Genomic DNA, 24646 nt, shown 5'->3' on the forward strand with positions numbered 1-24646 from the left:
TCCTTTCACATGTCATATTGGAAAAAGCCTTTACCTGATTTTTTGCCATACTCACCAGCATCGACCATTTTGACAAGCAGAGGACATGGGCGGAACTTCGGATCTTTGTAGCTCTCGTATAAAACAAGCAATGAATTCAAAATCGTATCAAGCCCAATTAAGTCTCCTGTCGCAAGCGGCCCCATTTTATGGCCGAAGCCCCCGCGGAAAATTTTATCGACATCAGCTGGTGTCGCGACTTGATCTTGCACCGCCCAAATCGCTTCATTGATTGTCAGCATGAGCACACGGTTGGAAACAAACCCTGGAAGATCATGCACCACAACAGGTGTTTTATCAAAGGATTTCAAGAAACCTTTTGCCGTTTCAACTGTTTCATCAGAAGTTGCTTTTCCTCTAATCACCTCAACTAACGCTTTAAGAGGAACAGGGTTCATAAAATGTGCACCAATAACTTTTTCAGGATGATGCATCAGGGACCCTACCTTTGTAATGGAAATGCAGCTCGTGTTTACAAAATAGATGGTTTCTTTCGAACAAATATCTCGCAGCTCTTCATAAATGGGTTTTTTTATCTCCCAATCTTCCGTCACATTTTCAATGACGATATGTGCGTCATGTAAGCCTTCAAATGAAGTCGATAGCTGAATTTGAGACAATACGTCTTCTAAGGACAATGAGATTTTCTTTTTTCTCACAAATTGCACCAATTGATAGGTTTTCTTGATCTTTTCTAGTGCTTCGTTTAGTTTTTCTTCTGTGACATCAACCAATGTGACTTGATAGCCATTTGCTGAAAGGTCTAATGCCATATCAGCCCCCATCACACCTGCCCCAATCACGCCTACGTGTTTCGTGTTCATTTCTCCAACACTCCAATTCGCTTTAAAATGACATTGATTTTTTCTACGACTTCATTTGTTAATGAATGAATAAAAAAGTGATCTCCATCGAATTCAAAAAACGCACAATCTTTGCTTGTATATTGATCCCAATCGTCTAAATCAAACAGCACAGAAGGCAGATCACGTGTACCATAAAAAATAGAAATTGGGCATGCAGCTGGAACGACTTCATCACACTGATAAGTCTCCAAAAGCTGAAAATCTGCTCTTAAAATCGGCAGAAAGAAATCAAGCACTGCATGGTTATCGGCAAGTTCCTCAGGAACGCCCCCCATCGCAATAATCGCCTCTTTTAATTTGGCATCTGACAGCTGATGATAGACTTTCTTCTCTGGAATATGTGGTGGAAAGCGTCCAGAATAAAAAACATGGCCAGGCTCTTTGTTTAATCTTGTTTTCATTCTTTTTTGTAATTCGTATGCAAGTACAGCTCCCATGCTATGACCGAAAATGGCATAGGGTTCTCCTTCTTTTAAGGAAGAGGACGCCTGTAGATAAAGATCATCTGCGACTTGCTGTAAATTTGTCAGCACAGGCTCTGTCATTCTTGTCCCGTGCCCAGGGAGTTCAAGGGCATGAATTTCTATAGACCGGTCTATATATGATTTCCACTTACTGAATACGGTACTTGCTCCACCTGCGTACGGTAAGCAAAATAACTTCACGACACGCCACACTCCCTTTTGCATTTGATTTTCAACATTTCCAGCCATTTTTTTTCATCTTGGATGATTTGTTGTAAGGAAGCTTTAATGTTGGCTTGGTACCGACTAGACATTTCCCCTGAAAAAAAGAGTTTTGCTGCCTGGTGCCTCGCTTTCTCCCATTCTGCTAAAATAGTTTCCATCCATTGAAACAGCTCAGGTAGATCGCCTTTTATGAGTCTCAGTCGATACATCTCTACTTTCTTCGTATTGATGATCTGATTGAAAGATGCTACGAGCTTCTCGATATCATCCCATTGAGGAAACTGTTCATAAAATGTTTCAAGAGCTGTAATTCCTTTTTCGATTGCGTCAATCTGACCATGCATATTTCTCAGGAAATAAGCCGTTTTTTGATCAAATAATTCAGTCGAGACCTTGACCGGATCAAAGTGGAAGGCCGCATAGGAATGGAATTGATCATTCGGCTGAAAATGATCATGAAAGGTATCATACCCTTTCTGCACATCTCCATATGACAGCACTTGATGCTCATACGACAAATTATCTAAATGACGATTCTCTAATACCTGAAAGGTTTGCTGATTTTCATGAAAACCCGTGATTAAAATCGAATGACGGCTATGTGTTGTCAAATACTCTTTTCTACCTCGCTGAACGTAAGGGTCTACCCATACAATCACCGGGCGGTCACGCCTCACATCTTGTTTGACCTTTTCAATGAGATGGGTACAATGCGTCATTTTTTCAACTTGAATGCCCTGTAAATTCATAATCTTTTCTGGATCGTGTGCCGACATCCAGTCAATCTGCAGCAAACCGTCTTCTGTAAGTCGATATGCAAATTGATCATTTAATAAATATGGAGCGACTTCTTGACCATGCAGCATCACAATTGGAAAAAAGCAATTGAAGAAACAGCTGCGATAAAACAAATCATTATAAGGATGAATGCCTGAAATCTGTTTGACGGTCATCTTCTTGTCCTCTCTTTCCAGCAGTAGATGTCACCATAAATCCTTTGATGAAACCAATCGTACAAAACCAAATGAAAAACAAATAATAAGAAATCGCTAATTCAATGAGAGAGAAAGGTCCCCATACAAAAGTCATTTTCCAAGGCAGTCCCTTAAAGGCTAGTTGTGAAAGAATCATTGGCAGAAGCAATATCCCAATTAGGAGCAGTACCCAGCCGATACTTTTCAGCCATACGCCAAGTGAAATGTGCCTGCGAACCAGAACGCCATTTCTTACACGTTTCCTCCATTTGATAAAACGAACGACTGACACTATTTGCAGCAAAATAAAAAGACATGTGGCTGCCACACTCAATTGATCAATGAGCTGAAATGGATCCATGGATGACTCTGCTTCTTCATTTGTACCCGTCATCGTTTTGGCAATAAGACGTGCCGTTTTCTCTGTGTAGCTGCTATTCATGTTGGCTAACACTCCGATAGCAACGTCTTCTTTTGGCTGGATCAGAAAAAATGACGAATAATTCGGATTAGATCCAGCATGAAATAATGATTCCACCTGCCCATGCATTTTTTCTATATACCAGCCGGCATTGTAATAGACATGCTCCCCTTCTTCTGGGACTTTCACAGTTAACTGATCAGGATTTTTTACAAAACGAGACCAAGTTGAATCGGTCAATTGATATTGCAGCCAAGTCCCCACATCCTGATTATTCATCACAATATAGCCTGCAGGGGTGTTGCCTCGATATTCTGGTGCTTCATAAGCATGTGGAGCAAGGAAATGCAGTTTAAATCCTTCTGAAACAACACCAGATTTCATGCGTTTTAGCCCAGCTTCTGTTTGGTTAAGATGATGCGTTTTAAACAGTCCTTTCATATATGCCTCATATGACGTTCCTGTCACATTTTCAATGATGAGACCAAGAACATCATAGTTGATGGTGGCATATTCAAAGGAGCTGCCAGGCTTGTGATGGAGCTCAATTGATTTCAGTTGATGGACTGTTTTCTTTAGCGCATCTTTTGCATGATCTGGCTGGATAAGCGCAATGGATTGAAAGGGGATGCCGCTTGTGTGATGCATTAATTGCTCCACCGTCAAACGCTGAGGCTTTCCATGGTATGTTGGAAAAAAGCCTGGAATATAGCTGCTCACCGGTTCTTTCAAATGAAGTTTCCCTTGCTTTTCTAACTCCACAATAGCAAGAGCGGTAAACGCCTTTGATGTAGAACCAATTTCAAAGAAAGTACTGGCTGTCACTTTCTTCATTTTCTTTCGATCCGCATAGCCAAACCCTTTTTGGTACACCACTTCGTCTTTTTTCACAACCACAACGGACATGCCGGGAATGCGCCCAAGCTCCATCTGTTCCTCTATCACTTGATCAATGGCTTTAGATGAAATCACTGCTTTTGCATGTGCCCCCCCGGCAAAGCCGCTTATCCATAAGACAGCTAACAAAAATGAAATGTAGATAACATGCTGATTTTTCCTCATGTAAATAATGAATCCATTTCTTCAAGAGACATATCAACTGTTTCAAAATCAGACGGTGTAAATTCGATCCCTTCTTGTTCTAAGCAATGCTGTACCATACGCTCAATTTGCTGTTCTATCTCTTGCAATAGCTGCATCATATCTGTTTCACACAGCTGTTTTTCGCTGAAAGAAAGATGGAAAATCAGCTGACCGCCCTTGATGGTAGCGACCATATCGATGACGGTTGTTAACGGATTATCCAATGACGAATCAATCCCCGATGTAAAGTAAGACATCTCATAATCAGATGATTGTTTAAGCACCTGATCGATTTCACCTAAATAATTAAACCGTAATTGCGGCGCTGAATGATCAGGAAGCTGCCTATTGATGAGTGACAACAGCCCATATTCTGCACCTTTATTCGGCACCTCACGTATCGTTTCTTTGACAGCCCGTATGTGATCTGAGAGAGATTCAGAAACATGAACATTCACAGGATACATGGTGGTGAACCAGCCGCACGTTCTAGATACATCAATATTTTCCTCCACAGCATCTCTGCCATGACCTTCTAATTCCAGAGAAATCCGTTTTTGATTCGTTTGCTGATAACAGGCTTGCGTTAAGGCTGAAATTAACAGTTCGTGAGGCTGCGTTTGGTACGCTTTATTCGCTTGATTGGTCAATTGATCCGTCAGTTCCACTGATAAAGCCTTCGTTAATTTGACTTCGTCTTTGACATATCCCTCATTAGAAGAAACTTGATACAGAGGCTGAATACCCTGCACCGCATTTTTCCAATAGTTGAACGCCTCTTTTACATCTTCTGATACTGCATACTCGTTAACCCGCTCTGTAAATGTTTGATATGAATGAGTTTTTGGCGGAAGCACTTCTGCTGAACCCTTCTCTGCATGAAATAATTGAATCAAATCCTCCACAAGAATTTGCCAAGACATACCATCAACTAAAAGATGATGGGCGGCAAAAATGAGATGTGATTGAGAAGCAGTTTGACAAAGCGCTGCCTGAATTAATGGTCCTTGATAAAGATGAGTCCTTTGCTTGATCTGACATCCTACTTCTTGCAGCGCTTCTTCCACCTTCTCTTCTGACAATGCCGTAAAATCGTGTATCGTCAGCGGGATATCCTGAATGTTTTCATCATAATAGAGTGTATTTGTCGCCTCATGTACTTTTAACCTTAATCCGTCGTGATGAATGACCAGCTCTTTTAAAGCACTCTGCACGATTCTTTCATCCATTTTTTTCTTTGAATGAACAATGATAGATTGATGCCAGAAATGTTTATCTTTTAACCGCTGGGACCAAAACCATTCAATGATTGGGATCGATTTCACATCGCCCACAGCCTGTTCTTGTGAGATATGTAAGACTGGTTCCTGCTGAACGACTTGTGCCATTTCTCTAAAAATGGGATAAGTAAATAGATCTTTGGTTTTTAAATAGAGACCTTTGTCTTTTAACTTCGCAATAAATTGAATCGCCTTTATGGAATCGCCGCCAAGCTGATAAAAATGATCAGCCGGTTCGACCTTTTCATGCCCTAAGATGGCTTTTGCTGTATCTACTATGATCCCTTCAATGTCCGCTGTTTCCTTCGACCATTCAACGGCTGTTTCCACTTGAGACAACAATGGATCAGGCAGTGCTGCCCGATTGATTTTTCCATTTTGGGTGAGCGGGAGTTCTTGTAATACAACAAAATAGGCAGGTACCATATAAGCTGGCAGCTGATCTGATAATTTCTTCCTTAGTAAAAAGGAGGTTAGCTCTTCATCTTTCAATTCAATATAAGCAGCCAGCTGTTTTTCTCCAGATTCATCAGTTAGATCAATGACAGCTGCTTTATCCACTTCATCGATTGCCATAAGCGCAAGTTCGATTTCACCCAGCTCTATCCGGTAGCCCCGAAGCTTGATTTGATGGTCAATCCGGCCAATGTATTCAATCTTTCCATCACTTGCACGTTTCGCAATGTCACCGGTTCGGTACATGCGGCGATGACTTACAAATGGATTGGGCAGAAAACGTGATTTCTGCAAATCAGGTCTTTGCCAGTATCCTCTTCCAACACCCGCGCCTGAAATATATATTTCTCCTATCGTCCCTGGCAGCACCACTTGCTGATTTTCATCTAAAAGATAAATCTCTGTATTCGGCATCGGCACTCCAATTGACACCGATGTCCCGCCATCATCTTGATGGAACTGATGGATCATACAGCCAACGGTTGCTTCAGTTGGTCCATATTCATTAAAGATGGATATCCTTCCATCACTTGCCTCAGTAATTCTTTTAGCCAAAGAAGTCGATAATTGTTCTCCTCCTACAATCATCCGTTTAACCACTGACTGAGACAGTGCAGCATCTGTTAACAGTGCCATATGAGCTGGTGTCAGCTTGATCACCTTTGCTTTTTGATCAAACAAAATATGTTCTAATAAAAAGCCTGGCTGATCCTCTTGACGATAGATGACTACTGTACTGCCAATAACCAATGGCGTATAAATGGAGGTAATGGTTAGATCAAATGCAATGGACGAATACAGAGCAAAATGGTCATCTTCTGAATCTGTATAGTTTGTTTTGGCAGACATGATATAGTTCACTAAGCTTTGATGCTCAATCATCACTCCCTTTGGCTGTCCTGTAGAACCAGACGTATAAATCATGTATGCGACGTCTTCATCATCTCCAATGAATGAATGTTCCACATCATACGGATCCAACTGATCCCACACGTTGTAGATATTGTACGTATCACCATTAAAATGGTATGCAGATGCATGATCTGTAAAAAACAGCTTTGCCTGACTGTCATCCAAAATAAACTGAATGCGTTCCTGCGGATACTCAGGATCAATCGGTACATATGCACCTCCAGCCTTTAAAATCCCCAGCAATAGTACAATCAGTTCTGGTGAATGATTCATACATATTGCAACAAAGTCATGTCTCTGTAAGCCATGTGTTTGCAGGAAATGCGCCATTTGGTTGGTTTTTCTCTCAAGTTCACCGTATGTCATGATATGAGAGCCGTCCTGAATCGCGATTCGATCAGGAGAAGTCTTTGACATGTCTGTGATTAATTCATGAATTTTTTGCTTTTGTGGGAATAGCACGCCTGTGTCGTTCCATTGATATAGCTCTCGATGTTCCTCTTCCTCTGTCATAAGCAGTACGTCTTTTAAGAGCTGCTTGGGCTGGGTAAGTATGTTCTCGACAAAGAGAAGCATCCTTTTATGTAGAAAGTTGATGTCTTCATTGCTGTAATCTGAGATTTTGTAGTCATATTGCAGCTCGATTTGCCCTTTTTCATCCCATTCTTTCACAGCTACTTGCAAGCCATATGGCTGGAATCCATTGTAAAGCTCCATGTATTCCACTTTGTATCCTTCCATCTCCTGCACCATATTTGTGCTGTAGGAGTTGATATAGATTTGAAAAAGCTGATCATATCCTGCCTTTGCAAGCTCTAAATCCTTGACAAGTGCATCATAGGGATAACGCTGATGCAGGAAGTAAGTCTTATAGCTTTTTTGAACGTCTGACAAACTTTCTAATAGAGATAAATGAGGGTTCATCTTCATTCGATATGGCATTGTGCTAACGGTCATACCGGACGTGGCTTTTTCCTTTTGCCCGGAACGATTGAGAACTGGCGTCCCAATAATAAAATCTTTTTGCTGGTATCTTTTATGCAAGTAAACGAAGAGTCCTAAAGTAAATAAAGAGTTGATTGAACAATGATGGGTATCTATAAATTCATAGATTCGTTCTGAGAGTTGTCGATCAAGGTAATGGCTCTGCCGATGGCCTTTGATTTGGTCAGTTCCCTGTACCAAATAACTGTCAGACACATCAGATAATGTTTCTTTCCAAAATTGCTGATCTTTTTTAAATCTTGGGGAGTTCATATATTTTGATTCTTTATCAATAAAAACAGAATGATTGTCTGCTTCTTGTTCAATAGAGGAGCTTTGTGTAAGAGCAGTGTAAAGCTGGCTAATTTTATCGATGATTACTTTCATCGACCATCCATCTGCTACTGTATGATGGCATTTGATGAAATAACCGGATTGTTGTTCACCGATTTTTAATACAGCAAATTCGGCGAGAGAGGTTTCTAGTAATTGAAATGGTGTTTTGAAGGCTTTTTCAGCCCATTCCAGCATGTCTTTATGTGTGGAAAACTCATAGGCAGGAATATGATGATCGGCGTTTGGATCAACGTATTGAAGCATCTCATCATCTTTCTCTACTAGCTTGAGACGAAGAGATTCTGTCGTCATGATACATGTTGCAATGGCCTGCTTCAGTTTATCGAGCTGCAACGGCCCATTGACGAAAATAATACCGCCAATATGATTAATTGGTGTTTCTGGATAAAATGTTTCCATGTTCATCACGCGCCGCTGCGGATGTGTTAATGGCCAATATACTAAACTACTAGTCAATTACGCCACCTCTACTTTTCATATAGTTAACATTTCTACGAACTTATTAAATCACATAATGGTATTTTTGTAAATAATTGAGATAAACTGTCTAAATTTGTTCATTTTTTAATCTAGACGCTAGGAAAGCCGACACAGTAAACAGGACAACGTTGATAAAAAAGACGACTCTTGCCCCAAAGAGATCGGTCATGGTGCTCATAACGAGGATGGACATTCCATATATAAAAGTCGATAGTGTATGTTGAGCTGATAGTATTTTAGGCAATTCAATTTGACTCAGTGTATCTTGTACATAGGTACGAATAGAAATACTGCGAAGCTGAAAAGCCGGCCCTAATAAAAAGACAAACAATAAACTCATCCATGCTGAATGATTCAACCCTAAGCAAAGGGTTAGCAGAGCTACGATCACCGAGCTGTAAAAAATGTGATCAAACAAACGCTGTTCCACATGCTTTGCGAACCGCAGCACGAGCAGACCGCCTAGAATGGTTCCGCCAAAATAGCTTGCGTTAATAAAGCCCCACCATGTTTCAGGCTGGTGTAAGACTTCAGTGACATACACAAGAATAATAGCACCAGTCCAGATACTTCTGCCGCTCATGGACAGCATTTCTAAAATCGTTAATGTTCGAATGGTTGGCTTTTCATACATGATCTTCCAGCCTGAAAAGATTCGTGTACCAAATGATTCAGACTGTTGCTCTTGTTTAGCTGCAGCCCCAGTATCAATGATAAAGAGCATAGATATGAGCGACAAACTATATAAAACAAGTGTCGTAATGAGGAGAAACTGCGGTCCAAGAATGCCAATAAACAGCCCTCCTAAAAGCCATCCTAGTAAAAGGACAATTTGGTCAGAAGTTAAGATATAGCTATTGGCTTTTAGTAAAAAGTTCTTTTCTACTAAACGCGGGATCATCGAATTTCGAACAGGAATGGTTCCCCCATCTATCAAAGAAAGGAAAAATACAATGATAAAAAAGAGAGGAATAGTAAATGTTGATAGTTGTAAAATATAAATGAAAATCAAGCAACCGAAGAAAGCAATTTGACACATTTGCAAATAGATAATGAGTCTTTTCAGCTTAAATTGATACATAAAGAAAGGAATGAGTACCGCTCCAAGTGCTTGTCCAACAAACTGGGAGACAGCCACCATTGAAGCAATTAGTGTAGAATTTGTTAATTGGTATGTCAGGATGGTCAGAACGAGGACATATAGTGAATCCCCGAAATTAGCTAGGGATTGTCCCCCTAATAAAAAGTAAAATGATTTGTTTTTCATATTTATCTCCATTTTCTCTTCATTATCACCCATAATAATACATTATTTTCTACACTTCTACTTTTTATAACAATATTTTCATAATTTGATACATTTTTACTAATTTAAAAAACCGCCAAAAGGCGGTTTTTATTTAGTCATATATATGAACAGTCGGTTCTTTGTCTTCAGCATTTTTCGTAATCAAGGCTTCTTGTTGATCAGAAGATGTAATGTTGATTTCGATATTGGTACTCTTGTAGTAATCCATGACTTCACCGGTTAAATATTGTGTGAAGGCTACGACTTCCGTTTTTCCATAGAACTGCATTGGAATTTCGATTTTCATTTTTTGCAGGTTGCCGTTTTTGTAAAAGCCTTTTCCTACAACACCAGTGTAATTCGGGAAGTAGTCTTCGACCTTTGTCTTGAAGCGGTCAAATCGCTCTGAATCATCTTTGTAGCTGCTTTTCGCATTATCTGAAGGGAAGAATACATTCTCCTCTTCGATCGTATCCCACTTTCCGATATCAGCAGAGCCTGCTTTCACATCCGTTTTGGCGATAAAGTTACCTGGAACGATAGATGATTTTGGTGCTTGCTTATAAAGGGCAATCATGACAGGCACTTTTTGCAGTCCGTCCATTTGACGAATGCGCTTGATCACTTGTTCAGCGATTTTTTCACCCTCTGCCAAAAGTTTCTTTGAATTTTTCGATGAGTCGATGGTCACCTCTTGCTGCGGGTCACCGATCTTTTCACGGTAATAATAAACAGAGTTCAGTGCAAGACCAATGACAACTCCGCCAAGCTGTAAGCTGTTTTTGTCTTTTCGAATTAAGTAATTATGCTCTAGCATCGAAGCTAAGTAGATGGGACTATTTTCATTTTTAGACTTTGTTGAACCTGAGTTTGGAAGAGCAGGATTTAAGCCTAGATTCTTAAAGTCTTTATCTTCTTTTTCTGCCTTTTTTAGATCACTGCCTGTTTTTTTGCGTGCCAGCCAGCTGAGAACGGTGTCCTCATCTAAATGCTGTCCTTCTTGGAAAAGATAGTCGTTTGTATTAAATGACTCTGTTGCGAGGCGCATGAGTCCTGTTTCAAATTCATCAATGTCCAAGCGTGTGTTGAGACGCTCCGCTGTTAAACCTCTCGCAGCTCCTTGTTTAAACGGCAGCACCATTTTGTAATAGGAGTCTGAGATATTGTACATCGGGATGATGGCTGTTTCCTTTGTTTCCTTCGTTTCATCCGTTTTTTGTGTGACCTCTTCCTCTTCCTTTCCCCCAAAAGGTGCACACGCTGACAATACCAGTGTGAGCATTGTCAGCAGCAATAACAACTTTTTCAATAGAAAACACTCCTCTTATTTCTTTAGCTCCTCGAGCATTTTAGCTTCGTCCCAAATTTCAATATTGAGTTCTTCTGCCTTTGTCAGCTTACTCCCCGCTGCTTCTCCGGCAATGACTAGATCTGTTTTTTTACTCACACTACCTGCCAGCTTGCCGCCTAACGCTTCGATCGCTGCTTTTGCATCGTTTCGCGCCATTTCTTCTAACTTTCCTGTCAGCACAATGGTTTTTCCTGCAAAGTAGGAATCACTTTCTTCTGCTTTTACCGGCTTCGGTCCTGTATAGGTCATATTGACTCCAAGCTCTTTTAGTTCGTTCAGCAGATCGAGTATTTCTTCTTTCTCAAAGTACGTGACGACGGCATCAGCCATTTTTTCACCAATTTCGTCGACTTCAAGTAATTGTTCTTTCGTTGCTTGCTTTAATTGATCGATGTTTTCGAAATGCATCGCCAAGGTCTTTGCCGCCTTTGAACCAATAAATCGAATGCCGAGTCCAAATAGTAAACGCTCAAGAGAGTTTTCTTTCGACTGCTCAATCGAACGCAGTAAATTGTCGACGGATTTTTCGCCCATTCGTTCAAGCTGAATCAGCTCTTCTTTCGTTAATCGGTAAAGGTCGGACACACGAGAGACTAGCTGTTCCTTGAAGAGCTGTGTAATGACCCGCTCGCCAAGCCCATCAATATTCATTGCATTACGGGAAACGAAGTGAATGAGTCCCTCACGTATTTGGGCAGGACATTCTGGATTGATGCATCGCAAGGCTACTTCGCCTTCGATTCGCACCAGCTCACTATGACACTCTGGACATTCAGTTGGCATGTGAAACGGTTTTTCTTCGCCTGTACGCTGATCGACAAGGACACCTGCGACTTCAGGAATAATATCGCCGGCTTTTTTCACAATCACTTGATCAAACAAGCGAATATCCTTTTCTTTGATCAAATCTTCATTATGAAGAGATGCACGCTGCACTGTCGTCCCTGCTACTTTGACAGGCTCAAGAATCGCTGTTGGTGTAATCACGCCTGTTCGCCCGACGCTTAGTTCAATATCAAGCAGCTTCGTTACGACCTCTTCAGCCGGAAACTTGTACGCAACCGCCCAGCGCGGGCTTTTTGCTGTAAAGCCGAGTTCTTCCTGCTGAGCCAGTGAATTGACTTTAATGACAATTCCATCGATTTCATATGAAAAATCGGCACGCTTTACTTTTAATGTTTCAATAAGGTCGATGACTTCTTCGATCGTTTGGCACATCCGTCTTTCTTTGTTTGTTTTAAAGCCAAGTTCGTCGAGAAGATCCAGTCCTGCGCTTTGCGTTTCAACACCAATTTCATCAAGCTCCGCTATACTGTAGACGAATATATCAAGGTTTCGTTTCGCTGCAATTTTCGTATCAAGCTGACGAAGTGAACCTGCAGCCGCATTACGCGGGTTTGCAAACGGCTCTTCTTCGTTTTGAATTCTTTTTTCATTTAATGCTTCAAAAGAAGGTTTTGGCATAAATGCCTCGCCTCTCACTTCAATCGACAGAGGGCGTTTGATTTTAAGCGGGATGGAACGAATCGTTTTGAGATTTTCTGTAATATCCTCCCCCGTTGTTCCATCTCCGCGTGTCGCTCCTCGGACAAACACGCCATTTTCATAACGGAGAGAAACAGCGAGTCCATCAATTTTCAGCTCGACATTGTATGCGATATCGTCACCGACTGCTTGACGAACCCGGCGGTCAAAATCAAGAAGGTCCTGTTCATTAAACGCATTCCCAAGGCTGAGCATCGGTGTGCCGTGACGCACTTTTTGGAAGGCGTCTAAAACAGCGCCGCCTACTCTTTGTGAAGGAGAATCCGCTGCTTTTAAGTCAGGGTGTTCTTCCTCCAGAGAGATCAGCTCACGCATCCGCGCATCATATTCAGCGTCAGGAACACTTGGACGATCAAGTGTATGATATTCGTAGTTGTATTGATTCAAAATCTGGTGCAGTTCCTCGATCCGGCGTTTCGCTGCTTCTTTATCCATCTGCTTCTTCCTTTCAATTCATCCGTTTTGTCCTATCAGTTTATTGCTTCTCAATTGGTGCAAATGCTGCGAGAAGACGCTTAATGCCTGTAGGGCTTGGGAACGCAATGTCAAGCTCTGTGCTGTCTCCGCTGCCTTTCACACTGACAACCGTACCAACGCCCCATTTTTTATGGGCCGCTTTATCGCCCACAGCCCAGCCAATACTGCCGCCGCCTGTGTTTTGAATCGTTTGTGTTTGCGGACGTGAGACAGGTCCCCGTCTTTGCGGTCTTTCTCTTGTTTGGCCAAACGGTGTTTTTGTTTCTTTTTTCTCATTTAGGTTGTCCAATAAATCGGCTGGTATTTCTCGAATGAATCTAGATTCAAGGTTCATGTTTGTCCGGCCGAAAAGTGTTCTCATTTTTGCACTTGATAAATAAAGCTCTTCTTCAGCCCGTGTGATGCCTACGTAAGCGAGGCGGCGCTCTTCTTCCATCTCTGCATCTTCCATTAATGAACGGCTGTGCGGGAAGACACCTTCCTCCATTCCCATTAAGAAAACAACAGGGAATTCTAGACCTTTTGCGGCGTGAAGTGTCATTAAGATGACAGCATCCTGATCTTCTTCTTCATTCTCATCCAGCTTATCAATGTCTGCGACGAGGGCGAGATCTGTCAGGAAGGTCACAAGTGACTTGTCTTCATTTTGTTCTTCAAAGTTCTTAGTGACGGATAAAAACTCGTCAATATTTTCTAAGCGGCTTTGTGCTTCAATCGTTTTTTCGAGCTTCAGCGCTTCACGATAGCCTGTTTTCTCTAGAATTTCTTCTGTTAATTCAGTGACAGATAAATAGTCCTGCATGTTCGTCATTTGATCAATGAGCTGTTTGAATTCATCAAGCGCATTGGCTGCCCGTGCACTCAGTCCAATGAAATCCACCTGACCAAGTGCTTCAAACATAGACAGGTCATTCATCTCTGCATATGCTGCAATTTTATCAACAGATGTCGCACCGATTCCGCGCTTTGGTACGTTGACAATTCGTGCAAAACTAATATCGTCATCTGGGTTTGCCACTAGGCGTAAGTATGCCAAAATGTCCTTGATCTCTTTTCTGTCATAGAACTTTGTGCCGCCGACAATGTTGTATTGAATGTTGGCTTTCATTAACGTTTCCTCTATGACACGAGACTGGGCATTTGTCCGGTAAAGGATCGCAAAATCGGATAATTTGCGCTTTCCGCTCTGATGAAGCTGACGAATCTTTCCTGCGACAAATTGACCCTCACCAAATTCATTATCTGCACGATAATAGGCAATCTTCGCTCCTTCATCATTTTCTGTCCAAAGATTTTTCGGCTTCCGGTTTGCATTGTTTTGAATGACCGTATTTGCGGCATGCAAAATGCGTTTCGTCGATCTGTAATTTTGCTCAAGCAGAATCACTTCACTGGATGGATAATCTTTTTCAAAGGAGAGAATGTTTGTAATATCCGCTCCGCGCCAGCGATAAATAGACTGATCCGAGTCACCGACAACACATATATTTTGAAAGCGCTGCGCGAGCAGTTTCACAAGCATGTACTGTGCTCTGTTCGTATCCTGATACTCATCCACATGAATGTATTGGAATTTCCGCTGATAGTGCTCTAATACTTCAGGAATGCGCTCAAACAGACGAATTGTCATCATAATTAAGTCATCAAAGTCGAGTGATTGGTTTTTGAGTAAACGCTTTTGATAATCTGTATAGACATCGCTGACCACTTGATCATAGAAATCACCAGCTGTTTTGGCGTATTCCTCTGCGTCAATGAGTTCGTTTTTTGCACTGCTGATTGATCCTAAAATACTGCGCGGGTCGAACTTTTTAGGATCGATATTCCGTTCTTTTAAAATGTTTTTGATGACTGAAAGCTGGTCAGATGTGTCTAAAATAGAGAAGTTGCGATTCACACCAATGCGGTCAATATCACGTCTTAAAATGCGGACACACATGCTGTGGAACGTAGAGATCCAGATGTCATCAGCGCCAGGCCCTAAAATAGCTTGGACACGTTCACGCATTTCACGTGCTGCTTTATTTGTAAATGTAATCGCTAAAATGTTCCACGGCGCCACATGCTTTTCTGCCATTAAGTAGGCAATTCGATGTGTGAGCACCCGTGTCTTCCCGCTTCCTGCTCCTGCCATCAACAATAAAGGACCGTCTGTTGCTTTGACTGCTTCTTTCTGTGCGTCATTCAGCCCTTCTAATAGATGATTCGATATTTCATTCATTCCATTCACCGCCAATTCGAACTTATGTTCTATTTTAACCCGTTTCGTCTTATTTGACTATGATGACTTTTTGACTGCTTCGACTGTCTTTAATGCTTCTTTGAAATTGTCATAAATGACGTTTCCTACAACCACGACGTCTGCATGCTGGGAGAAGTCTTTTGCCTGCTTAGCGTTCTTAATGCCGCCGCCATAAAAAAGAACTGTTTCATCAAGCACTGCTTTTGTTTCTTTGACAAGCTCTATGTCTCCAAGCGTTCCGCTGTATTCCAGATAAAAAATGGGCAGCTTCATCAAATGCTCTGCCACTCTTGCATATGCCCTGACGTCATCGATATCCAGCGCTGTATTTGCCTCTGTGAGCTTGGCCGCTTTACAATCTTCATTTAAGATGACATAACCTTCAGGCACAATCTCTTCCATTGACATCAAATCACCGAATTCCTTCATCGCGTCTTTATGAAGCCCAACAATCCAGTCAGGGTGAGAGCTGTTTAAGACGGTTGGGATGAAATACAGATCAAAGCCAGGCACAATCATCTCATGTGTAGAGATTTCGAGCACACATGGCACTAGAAACCGGCGGACTTTTGACATCAATTGAAGCACGTTGTCCTCTGTCACATGATCACTTCCGCCAATCAATATGGCATCCGTCCCAGATTCGCAAATCGCTTCTAGCTGTTCATCAGAAATTTCTTTATTTGGATCGAGTTTAAAGACATGCTTCCACTCGGTAACATCATACATGAAAAACGTTCCTCCATTCGTTTCATTCCATTTAAATATTATAACAAAATCAGTGTCTGCAAAAAATGGGTAACCTCCTTTAGCTAAAAGTTTCATTCTTTTGAAAATGGGTGATTGTGACTTTACATAAAATTGCTGGAGAATAGATAAAAAATCCACTAGAAGAGGAGCTGAAAGAGGTTGATATTTTGGCACTTTGTCACATGCTATTATACAATAAAGGAATATTTTACTATAGATTTAAAAACCATCTATTGAGCAGAGGTGATTCAGTTGAAAAGAACGATTACATATGAACAAAATATAGACATCGGATACATCTATATCACCCCGCAAGCGGAGCATATGAAAATCAAAGAAACCATTGAATTAGATGTCAATGAATGTGTCAATGTAGATATCGATCAAGAGGGCCGAGTGGCTGGCTTGGAGTTATTTGCACAAGAATCCGAAGTGCTGCGGAACGTACCGGTTTATGAGGATGAGCTTTCTTTACGTTTGACGGATCAGGAAATTCTCTCAACCTATCAACTGTCAGGCGTTGAATTCCAATTCTCAACACCTGATCACAATGAGCTGATCGGTTTTACTATTGTCGATCCTCTTCGCTATAACATCACAAGAAAAAAACCGTTTTGATCTTTCAAAACGGTTTTTTCAAACTATTGTCTCACTTCATTAAAATAATGGACGGATGTCATGGCCCCTTCGTCGACCATTTTGTTGTCTTGGATATCTAATGGATCTGGGTGGCCGGCTTTTTCAGGAATCTTTTCATCTGACCGGAACATGCTTGCCCATTTTTTCAGATGCTGTTTATTTTTTACCGCTAATAACACAGCTCCTCCAACCCCTAATCCTGCAAGTACATACGCATTTGGACGCTTATTCATGTATGTTCCCTCCCCTTATGATCTTATTTGTAAGTTACCCCGCCTTTTCATTTCTAAACGTCACAATATGCTGGTGTGGTTTCTCTTTCATTAAAAAGTGGAATAACAACAGCAATGAAAGAGAAAAGAGGGGATCTTCGTGACAACAACTTTAATTGTCATCGGCACATTGCTAGTCATTTGTTTGATCATCCCAATCATTCTATTGATCTGGATTTGGATGAGGGATGAAAAACAAGAGGAACATTCAGTTCTGCGAAATTATCCGGTCATTGGAAAGCTGCGGTTTATCTTTGAAAAAATAGGACCTGAGCTTCGCCAATATCTGTTTCTGAATGACCGAGAGGAGCTGCCCTTCTCAAGAAGAGAATACGAGCAGGCGGTCATGTCTGGGAAGTACAAAAGCCGGACGATGGGCTTTGGATCAAAACGTGATTTTGACAAGCCAGGCTATTACATTCGAAACGTCCTGTTTCCAAAGCAGCGAGATGAACTACGAATCGATCAATCAGAAAAAATCAAAACAAAAGTGTATCAGATTGATCAAGACAATTTACTGCGAAGAAGTGAACATTTCAAAGAAGTCGAAGCAAATCCTTACTTTCTCCATCAAGAGGATGTACAAGTCATTGGCGAACACACATGTCAAAAGCCTTTTCATGTGAAAGGACTGATCGGTCAATCTGCCATGAGCTACGGCTCCTTAGGCGACAGGGCGATTACAGCTCTATCCTCAGGATTAAAAATGGCCGGCGGGACGTGGATGAACACAGGTGAAGGCGGGCTTTCTCCTTATCACCTCAAAGGCGGCGCAGATATCATTTGCCAGATTGGGCCCGGTTTATTTGGCGTTAGAACAGAGGATGGCGCATTTTCCTTTGAAGAATTCAAGAAAAAAAGCGAACACGAGGAAGTCAAAGCCTTTGAACTCAAGCTGGCACAAGGAGCAAAAACACGCGGCGGTCATATTGACGGCGAAAAGGTGACGGAAGAAATAGCGAATATCCGTAAATTACCGCCTCACCAATCCATTGACAGCCCAAACCGCTTTGAGATGTTTCACTCCATTCCTGACATGTTTGATTTCATTGAACAGCTGCGAAGCATAGGCGGAAAGCCAGTTGGAATCAAACTTGTTGTCGGACATAAAGAAAATATTGAAGAGCTTGCCAGCTATATGAAAAAAAGCGGAAAACACCCTGATTTCATTACAGTGGATGGCGGAGAAGGCGGTACAGGGGCGTCCTTTCATGAATTGGCAGATTCCGCAGGGCTTCCGATTTTCACGGCACTCCCCATGGTTCATCAAATATTGAAAGAATACGGTGTCAGAGATCAAGTGAAGCTCTTTGCTTCTGGCAAGCTTCTCTCGCCTGATAAAATTGCGATTGCCCTTTCAATGGGAGCTGACTTTGTGAATATTGCCAGAGGTCTCATGTTTTCAGTTGGATGTATTCGCGCCCAAGTCTGCCACACGAATAAATGCCCAGTCGGGGTCGCCACGACTGATCCAAAGCTGCAAAAGGGTTTATCAATTGAAGAAAAAAAATACCGAGTGTGCAATTATATCCTGTCTCTTAGAGAAGGTTTGTTTAACTTATCCGCAGCTGCGGGAATAGAATCGCCTATTCATTTTAATGAAAAACATATTATTTTTAGACAAGAGAATGGTGAAACAAGCGAAGTGCCGATGTTCTCAGGCACACAGCCATCTGTCTAGCTCGAAATGGTGCGGAAACGCACCTTTTTTTATAGACATTTTTCGTATAAAGTTAGCAAGCAGTAGAGTTTAAGGAAATCATCTCAAGCGAAGATGGCATCTCCTATGAGGGAGAAAGATGGTTTATGGGCGAGCTAAAGTAAAAAACAGGGACACTTTATCAGCCCCTGCCCGCCTTTTCATAAAAAAACTGCAAACAAGTCCATTTTTCGTAAAAAGGATTGTTTACAGTGAAAGCTGCTTTATTTTGTTTCGTTATTTTCCTGCTGTTCTGCTACGCGGTCAAGAGCCATCGTATAGGCATCGTTTCCGTAGTTCAAGCAGCGTTTGACACGTGAGATAGTTGCAGTGCTTGCACCTGTTTCCGTCTCAATTTTATGATACGTGTTTCCCTCGCGAAGCATACGCGCTACTTCAAGACGCTGTGATAAAGATTGGATTTCATTGATGGTACATAAATCATCAAAGAATCGATAACATTCTTCCAGGTCTTTAAGGGATAAGATGGAGTTGAATAACTGATCTAAGCTTTTGCCCCTTAATTTATCAATTTGCATCTTAATACATCTTCTCCTTTACTATTGCCACACCGCTTCGCACGATCTTCTTCTAAGAAAGCGGTATCTTTCCTGACTAATTTTTTTAAAACCTTAGCAATGAGCTTTGAACAGATCATGACAGGTTTGGTTCTACGCTGAAAATGCCGTCAGGTTCTTTCGTAAGCCGAAGCTTCTTTATCGTAAACAAATTCGACAAGTTCTGTCATTTTCCTTGTATGACAATCTGACAAACTTGTTTGCTTCCAGTATAAAGATGACTTCTGCTTGGTTAGGTCTTCTGCCCTCATATACAGGCTTTGCAGAAAGCTCGGCGAGACCACAAATATGCGCCCCGCCTTGCTCGGGTTATTCAAAATATGTTGGCCGGTCAGCGTAACCGGCAAATTCATTTTACAATTAGAGTACTTCATTCGTCATGTCAAAGCCCTCTGCTTTGTCAACAGCTCCACATAAGATCATGATCACTTACATGGCAGTGAAGAGAACCATGGCTCACTTCTGCCCTATAACAGCAGTCAGAAATCCAGCAAAGATGATACAGCTCCACTCTGTTATATTTTAACGCATTATAGACGGAAAGAGTACAGTTTTTTTCATGACATCAAATATTCCTCTTGGTGTCACTCGAATATACGGCAAATGTGTACTTTGGAAAAAGACAAGTGTATCAATTGGACAGTCAAATGGATAGCCGCGCTCAATGAGCAGCTCGCGTAATGTTTGTTCCTGCTGAAGAACAGTCTCAAATGGTTCAGCCGATGCACAGCCTGATAATTGCAGCGGGATTTCGTGCAAAATTTTCCCGTTCTCTGTGAGTACGATTCCTCCGCCAATTTCTTTCATCCGCTTATGTGCCAGCATCATATCTTCTTTATTTTTCCCGATCACTAAAATGTCACCGGTGAGCGAAAATGAGCTAACAAAGCCCTGCACTTTATTTGCGAACCCTTTTAGCATCGTATTCACACGCCACTCGCCTTTTCGGTCAATCAGGCTAAAGAAGCTTTGATCATGGTCACATGAGAGCTGGTTGATTGAGTTATCAATTTCCACTGTATAAGGCTCCATGATGACGGCATTTCTCATCTTGACACCTAGCGGCATAGAGAATTGCAAATCACTCATCGTGAGGTCGTAGCTTAAATCTAATGGAAGAAGCCCGCCATTTTCCCATTTTGTTTCTTGGAATTGATGCTGGTTCTCGCCATCTAATTTGAGAATAACCCCTTTAGATATGACCGTTTCAGGATTTGGGTTCATTGGATCATCTAAAATATTTATAGAAGCCAGCCGGCCTGGGCCAACAACGCCTAATAAATCATCGATTTGATGGTATTTTGCAATGTTAAATGTCGCCATATTATACGCATCAATGATCGGCACGCCTTCTTCAAGGGCAATCGAAATCAAACGGTTAATCATGCCTTCCTCATAAAAGTGAGGAGCAGCACCATCTGTTGTATAGAAAAAGTGGTCATAGTGTCTAAAATCACGCTCATGCAGTTCTCTTAAAATGTTCACTAAATCTGGGCGGATGGAAGAATGCCGCAATGAAACATGATAGCCAAGGGACAATCGTTTTAACACATCGTCCGCATTCATCGCTTCATGATCACTGTCCGCGCCAAACAGCTTCATTTTTGTTAGCGTTTTCTCAGAAGCTCCGGGAAAATGCCCTTCAATTCGTTTTCTCTGCTTCTTCGTTTCTTGCATGCAATATAAAATGAGATCATCACCGTCCATCAATCTTGGCCAGCTTGTTAATTCGCCGCCTTGGAGGACGTCAGGATGATCAATCCATTCCTTCCGGTAGTTGACTGGCAGCATCTCATCTTCATATCTGACTTCCGTTTGAAGATCATATCTAGACCACCAGAAATACTGAAATGGCTGCTTTTTTAATTCACATAGAGTGGAAAGCGCTTTCTTTTCATTGCTTTGCAAAAGAAGAAATAAGTTATCGCTGACCATCGTTGTTGTGCCAAATTGAGACACATATTCTGCAAGTGATTGGGGATTATAAATATGGAATGGATGCGCGTGAGGCTCTATATACCCAGGCACAATGTATTTCCCTTCACAATCAATCACACGTTTAGCTGATTTATTTTGAGGAAGCTCTGCTCCGACATAAACAATTCGATCATCATGTATCCAAATATTTGCCTTCACCCATTGCTTCAAAAACGGGTTAAGCACGAGTCCATTCGTTAAAAGGAGTGTTGGAACTATTTTTGAGTCGACTACATCGATTTGTGTGCGGATGTCATTGTTTCTCCAATTAAAAGTACGTTCGGACATTCACATACTCTCCTTCATTTGTATTAGCCCTATCGTAACATAACGAACTACGTTACGCATTAATGAAACGTTACAATTTCTTGAAATCACACTTAAAATAATTTAAAAAAGGAGATTCACCTTCAATGAAACCTAATCTCGGCTTAATGGAAGCGCTCATTAGAATTGCCTGCGGAATGACAATATGTACTGCGGCTGGATCCTTATATGCTAGAAAACCATGGAGTAAAATGCTGCTTTTGGGCATCATGTTTGGCGGTATGAAACTGGGATCTGGCATTCTTCGTTTTTGTCCAGTGACATACATGTGTGAGCAGCAGGACACACATAAAGAGAAGGCTGAGTAAGGCAGCCTTCTTTTTTTGTGATCATTTTCATCTCATTCCGCTGCTTCACACCATTCTACTATTGTCCCTGCAATAATTTCTGCTGCTTCTATCACATGCTCAATGTCGATAGATTCATTCGGAAAATGGGCAAGCTCCGTTGTTCCAGGTCCAAACACGATGATCGGAATACCAGCCGCCTGTGACAGTAATCCGCCATCCGTTCCCCAAGGGGCGGCTTCGATCTTCGGCGGCTGCTTCATGACCGCTTCATATTGTTCCTTCAATAAATCTAAAAGCGGATGATCCGTATCGATTGAACCCGGAAGCCATCTTGCACCAAACCATTCGACCTCAACAGGATGCTCTTGAAACCATTCATCTTTTTCTCCGAGTCCTGCCATCCAATTTTCTAATTCCTTCTCTGCCTGTTCTACCGTTTCACCCGGCATCACCCCGAGCCTGCCTTCCATTGTGACAAGGTCTGCTACGGAGGATGGCCAATCACCGCCTTGAATTTTCCCGATATTGATTGGGATCGGGATTGGGATATGCTGAAACAGCGGCTCAGTGATTCGCTGATTTCTTTCTTCTTCAAGTTCCGCTATATGTGAAAGGACTATCGTGCTCTTTTCAATAGCCGAAACGCCGTGATATCTTGTTCCGCCATGAGCAGCCCTTCCTTTAATATGCAGTCTGAACCATTTAGATCCTTGCTGAATCGGAAAGATTTTCATATGACTTGGCTCTGGAATGATGGCTGCATCTGCTGTATATCCTCTCAGTATGGCTGCAAGGGTGCCTGCGCCGCCGCTCTCTTCTTCGACAACACTATGAAACACGACATCTCCCTTCAGCGGAATCTGAAGCGCATGCAGTGCTTCAAGTGCAAAGAGTAAAGAAAGGTTTCCACCTTTCATATCTGTTGCCCCGCGTCCATAAAGTCTCCCGTTTATGATATGCCCGCTGTAGGGCGGATATGTCCATTGTTTGTGATCACCTGCCGGGACAACATCCACATGCCCATTTAATAAAATAGATTTGCCTCCGCCTTTACCTTTCAATCGTCCGGCGACATTGGGACTTCCTTTAAAGGAACGCCTCGGGGAATAAAAATACGGGTGGTTCAGCAAGTCATCCCCGCCAATGTCCCATACGTCAACATCAAAGCCAATGGCAGAAAGTTTATTTGCTACGATTTGCTGTACTTCTTGCTCATTTCCTTGTGTGCTGTCACATTGCACCATTTGCTGAAGAAGCGCCATGGCTTCCTCCTTATGCTCTTTCATCCAGCTTCTGATACGTGTGGTTGGCTGCAAGTCGGTCATCCTTTCTACACAACAGATTTGACATCAGGCGCTAAAATGAGCGGCGCCTCTGTCGCCCTCATGACATCTTCCGGCTGAAACGGCGGCATGACTTCACGCAAAATGAGCAGCTGTGATTTGACCTCAATGACTGCCATATCCGTAATAATCAGATCTACACAAGACTTAGCAGTTAAAGGCAGCGTGCAGGCTGCTTTTATCTTAGATTGTCCATGTTTATCAAGGTGGCTCATCACAACCACCACCTTTTTCGCTTTTTGCGCAAGTTCAATGGCTCCACCCATACCCGGCACTCGTTTCCCTGGCACAATCCAATTGGCAAGATCCCCATGACTGCTGACTTCAAGTGCACCTAAAATGGTCATATCCAGCATCCCTTTGCGAATGATGCCAAAAGCGGTTGTGCTGTCCATATATGATCCGCCTTTTGTTAACGTAATGGGAAAACCCCCGGCATTGCACAAATTCGGGTCTTCTTCCCCTCGTGCTGGTGAAGCGCCTGCTCCCATAATGCCGTTTTCTGCATGCAGCCACACCTCGTAATGTGCTGGGATGTAGTCAGCTGCAAGGGTCGGGATGCCGATCCCAAGATTCACAATCATGCCATCTTCAATTTCCTGTGCCGCGCGTTTGGCTATGCGGTGTCTTAAATCGATGTCTCCCATGCCCATGTCCAGTTCACTCCTTTTGATTGCACGATCTGGTTCACAAATACGCCTGGCGTGACGATTTCCTCTGGATGAAGCCCGCCCACAGGCACAATCTCTTCTACTTCCGCAATGGTCCAGTCTCCTGCCATCGCCACAATCGGGTTTGTATTCCGTGCACTTTTATCAAAAATCAGGTTGCCTGCTTCATCTGCTTTGAGGGCATTCACAATCGCGATATCCGCAGTCAGTGCAGGCTCAAGGATATACTTCTTTCCATCCAGCTGAACCAATTGTTTCTCATCAAGATTGAGACTATCCATGCCGACATCTGTCACAATGCCCGCTAAACCCATCCCGCCTGCCCTGATCTTTTCCGCTAGGATGCCTTGCGGGTAAAAAAGAACGTCTAGTGTCCCTGCCTGCATTTTCTGCCCGGCAATTGGATTAGAGCCAATATGTGAAGCAATGATTTTCTTCACTCTTCCTTCTGTGATCAGCCTGCCAACACCGATTTGCGGGAAGCCTGCATCGTTCCCGATCAATGTCAGGGCTTTAATATTGGCTTCTAGAATGGCATCGATCAATGATGGCGGGGAGCCTACACCGCCAAACCCGCCAAACATAATGGTCATTCCGTCTCTAAAATGTGTGATGACTTGATCAAAGTTCGCTGTTTTGTTCATCATCTTTCCTCC

The 24646-nt window shown here is 42.2% G+C and carries 19 protein-coding genes; 3 read left to right on the forward strand and 16 right to left on the reverse strand.

Annotation, left to right across the window (positions count from 1 at the left end; genetic code table 11):
• Window positions 1-5: 5 nt before the first annotated feature.
• The 10 genes from M1D84_RS15550 to pcrB all read right to left on the reverse strand — a co-directional run bounded on the left by M1D84_RS15550 (window position 6) and on the right by pcrB (window position 16173).
• Window positions 6-863: a 3-hydroxyacyl-CoA dehydrogenase family protein gene (locus tag M1D84_RS15550; protein ID WP_024424537.1), complete on the reverse strand. Its 858-nt coding sequence runs from the start codon at window positions 861-863 to the stop codon at window positions 6-8.
• On the reverse strand, window positions 860-1570 hold the full coding sequence (locus tag M1D84_RS15555) for a thioesterase II family protein (protein WP_212048713.1): 711 nt from the start codon (window positions 1568-1570) through the stop codon (window positions 860-862). The genes M1D84_RS15550 and M1D84_RS15555 overlap by 4 nt, the downstream gene beginning before the upstream one ends.
• Window positions 1567-2547, reverse strand: coding sequence for a C39 family peptidase (locus tag M1D84_RS15560; RefSeq protein ID WP_341080788.1), 981 nt, complete (start codon window positions 2545-2547; stop codon window positions 1567-1569). The genes M1D84_RS15555 and M1D84_RS15560 overlap by 4 nt, the downstream gene beginning before the upstream one ends.
• Window positions 2510-4051: a serine hydrolase domain-containing protein gene (locus tag M1D84_RS15565; RefSeq protein WP_122631732.1), complete on the reverse strand. Its 1542-nt coding sequence runs from the start codon at window positions 4049-4051 to the stop codon at window positions 2510-2512. Before M1D84_RS15565 ends, M1D84_RS15560 begins: the two co-directional genes overlap by 38 nt.
• Window positions 4048-8517, reverse strand: coding sequence for an amino acid adenylation domain-containing protein (locus tag M1D84_RS15570; protein ID WP_283859922.1), 4470 nt, complete (start codon window positions 8515-8517; stop codon window positions 4048-4050). The genes M1D84_RS15565 and M1D84_RS15570 overlap by 4 nt, the downstream gene beginning before the upstream one ends.
• Window positions 8518-8608: 91 nt before the next feature.
• The gene (locus M1D84_RS15575) at window positions 8609-9808 is read right to left on the reverse strand and encodes an MFS transporter (RefSeq protein ID WP_024424533.1); all 1200 of its coding nucleotides are present in this window, start codon (window positions 9806-9808) and stop codon (window positions 8609-8611) included.
• Between the two features lie 133 nt (window positions 9809-9941).
• Complete coding sequence (locus M1D84_RS15580; protein WP_411256713.1) at window positions 9942-11138, reverse strand: CamS family sex pheromone protein; 1197 nt, start codon at window positions 11136-11138, stop codon at window positions 9942-9944.
• 15 nt (window positions 11139-11153) lie between these two features.
• Entirely contained in the window at window positions 11154-13160 is a 2007-nt protein-coding gene (ligA, locus tag M1D84_RS15585) for an NAD-dependent DNA ligase LigA (protein WP_149125921.1), read from the reverse strand.
• Between the two features lie 40 nt (window positions 13161-13200).
• Window positions 13201-15423, reverse strand: a complete 2223-nt coding sequence (gene pcrA, locus M1D84_RS15590; RefSeq protein WP_024426683.1) for a DNA helicase PcrA — start codon at window positions 15421-15423, stop codon at window positions 13201-13203.
• A 57-nt stretch (window positions 15424-15480) separates the two neighbouring features.
• Window positions 15481-16173 (reverse strand): heptaprenylglyceryl phosphate synthase, encoded by a 693-nt coding sequence (pcrB, locus tag M1D84_RS15595; RefSeq protein ID WP_044335900.1) that lies wholly within the window; start codon window positions 16171-16173, stop codon window positions 15481-15483.
• A 273-nt stretch (window positions 16174-16446) separates the two neighbouring features.
• On the opposite strand from pcrB, the gene M1D84_RS15600 reads away from it, so the two are divergent.
• Complete coding sequence (locus M1D84_RS15600; RefSeq protein ID WP_034667492.1) at window positions 16447-16812, forward strand: DUF2283 domain-containing protein; 366 nt, start codon at window positions 16447-16449, stop codon at window positions 16810-16812.
• A gap of 23 nt (window positions 16813-16835) precedes the next feature.
• On the opposite strand, the gene M1D84_RS15605 is transcribed toward M1D84_RS15600, so the two are convergent.
• On the reverse strand, window positions 16836-17066 hold the full coding sequence (locus M1D84_RS15605) for a hypothetical protein (protein ID WP_003214314.1): 231 nt from the start codon (window positions 17064-17066) through the stop codon (window positions 16836-16838).
• Window positions 17067-17205: 139 nt separating this feature from the next.
• Between M1D84_RS15605 and M1D84_RS15610 the strand changes: the two genes are divergently transcribed.
• Window positions 17206-18786 carry an FMN-binding glutamate synthase family protein gene (locus tag M1D84_RS15610; RefSeq protein ID WP_268501594.1) on the forward strand — a complete coding sequence of 527 codons (1581 nt, stop codon included), beginning with the start codon at window positions 17206-17208 and terminating at the stop codon, window positions 18784-18786.
• Between the two features lie 242 nt (window positions 18787-19028).
• On the opposite strand, the gene M1D84_RS15615 is transcribed toward M1D84_RS15610, so the two are convergent.
• Window positions 19029-19343: a YerC/YecD family TrpR-related protein gene (locus tag M1D84_RS15615; RefSeq protein ID WP_024424524.1), complete on the reverse strand. Its 315-nt coding sequence runs from the start codon at window positions 19341-19343 to the stop codon at window positions 19029-19031.
• 561 nt (window positions 19344-19904) lie between these two features.
• Window positions 19905-21647: an adenine deaminase C-terminal domain-containing protein gene (locus tag M1D84_RS15620; protein ID WP_025092632.1), complete on the reverse strand. Its 1743-nt coding sequence runs from the start codon at window positions 21645-21647 to the stop codon at window positions 19905-19907.
• Between the two features lie 125 nt (window positions 21648-21772).
• Here M1D84_RS15620 and M1D84_RS15625 point away from each other — a divergent pair, with 125 nt between their 5' ends.
• Entirely contained in the window at window positions 21773-21994 is a 222-nt protein-coding gene (locus M1D84_RS15625; RefSeq protein ID WP_197172077.1) for a YgaP family membrane protein, read from the forward strand.
• A 32-nt stretch (window positions 21995-22026) separates the two neighbouring features.
• On the opposite strand, the gene M1D84_RS15630 is transcribed toward M1D84_RS15625, so the two are convergent.
• The 3 genes from M1D84_RS15630 to M1D84_RS15640 are packed head-to-tail and all read right to left on the reverse strand — an operon-like array spanning window position 22027 to window position 24634.
• A complete protein-coding gene (locus M1D84_RS15630; protein WP_213404873.1) occupies window positions 22027-23292 on the reverse strand; it encodes a peptidase in 1266 nt (421 codons plus the stop codon).
• Window positions 23293-23306: 14 nt separating this feature from the next.
• Window positions 23307-23972 carry a 3-oxoacid CoA-transferase subunit B gene (locus M1D84_RS15635; protein ID WP_044335241.1) on the reverse strand — a complete coding sequence of 222 codons (666 nt, stop codon included), beginning with the start codon at window positions 23970-23972 and terminating at the stop codon, window positions 23307-23309.
• Window positions 23948-24634, reverse strand: a complete 687-nt coding sequence (locus M1D84_RS15640) for a CoA transferase subunit A (RefSeq protein WP_213404872.1) — start codon at window positions 24632-24634, stop codon at window positions 23948-23950. Before M1D84_RS15640 ends, M1D84_RS15635 begins: the two co-directional genes overlap by 25 nt.
• Window positions 24635-24646 lie beyond the last annotated feature (12 nt).

The organism is Bacillus sp. PK5-006, assembly GCF_054161415.1.

What these genes read in the sequence shown, in the direction of transcription:
- M1D84_RS15550 (WP_024424537.1), bottom strand. Translation starts at nt 863, where the DNA reads ATGAACACGAAACACGTAGGCGTGATTGGGGCAGGTGTGATGGGGGCT.
- M1D84_RS15560 (WP_341080788.1), bottom strand. Translation starts at nt 2,547, where the DNA reads ATGACCGTCAAACAGATTTCAGGCATTCATCCTTATAATGATTTGTTT.
- M1D84_RS15565 (WP_122631732.1), bottom strand. Translation starts at nt 4,051, where the DNA reads ATGAGGAAAAATCAGCATGTTATCTACATTTCATTTTTGTTAGCTGTC.
- M1D84_RS15575 (WP_024424533.1), bottom strand. Translation starts at nt 9,808, where the DNA reads ATGAAAAACAAATCATTTTACTTTTTATTAGGGGGACAATCCCTAGCT.
- ligA (WP_149125921.1), bottom strand. Translation starts at nt 13,160, where the DNA reads ATGGATAAAGAAGCAGCGAAACGCCGGATCGAGGAACTGCACCAGATT.
- pcrA (WP_024426683.1), bottom strand. Translation starts at nt 15,423, where the DNA reads ATGAATGAAATATCGAATCATCTATTAGAAGGGCTGAATGACGCACAG.
- pcrB (WP_044335900.1), bottom strand. Translation starts at nt 16,173, where the DNA reads ATGTATGATGTTACCGAGTGGAAGCATGTCTTTAAACTCGATCCAAAT.
- M1D84_RS15605 (WP_003214314.1), bottom strand. Translation starts at nt 17,066, where the DNA reads ATGAATAAGCGTCCAAATGCGTATGTACTTGCAGGATTAGGGGTTGGA.
- M1D84_RS15615 (WP_024424524.1), bottom strand. Translation starts at nt 19,343, where the DNA reads ATGCAAATTGATAAATTAAGGGGCAAAAGCTTAGATCAGTTATTCAAC.
- M1D84_RS15620 (WP_025092632.1), bottom strand. Translation starts at nt 21,647, where the DNA reads ATGTCCGAACGTACTTTTAATTGGAGAAACAATGACATCCGCACACAA.
- M1D84_RS15625 (WP_197172077.1), top strand. Translation starts at nt 21,773, where the DNA reads ATGAAACCTAATCTCGGCTTAATGGAAGCGCTCATTAGAATTGCCTGC.
- M1D84_RS15635 (WP_044335241.1), bottom strand. Translation starts at nt 23,972, where the DNA reads ATGGGCATGGGAGACATCGATTTAAGACACCGCATAGCCAAACGCGCG.
- M1D84_RS15640 (WP_213404872.1), bottom strand. Translation starts at nt 24,634, where the DNA reads ATGAACAAAACAGCGAACTTTGATCAAGTCATCACACATTTTAGAGAC.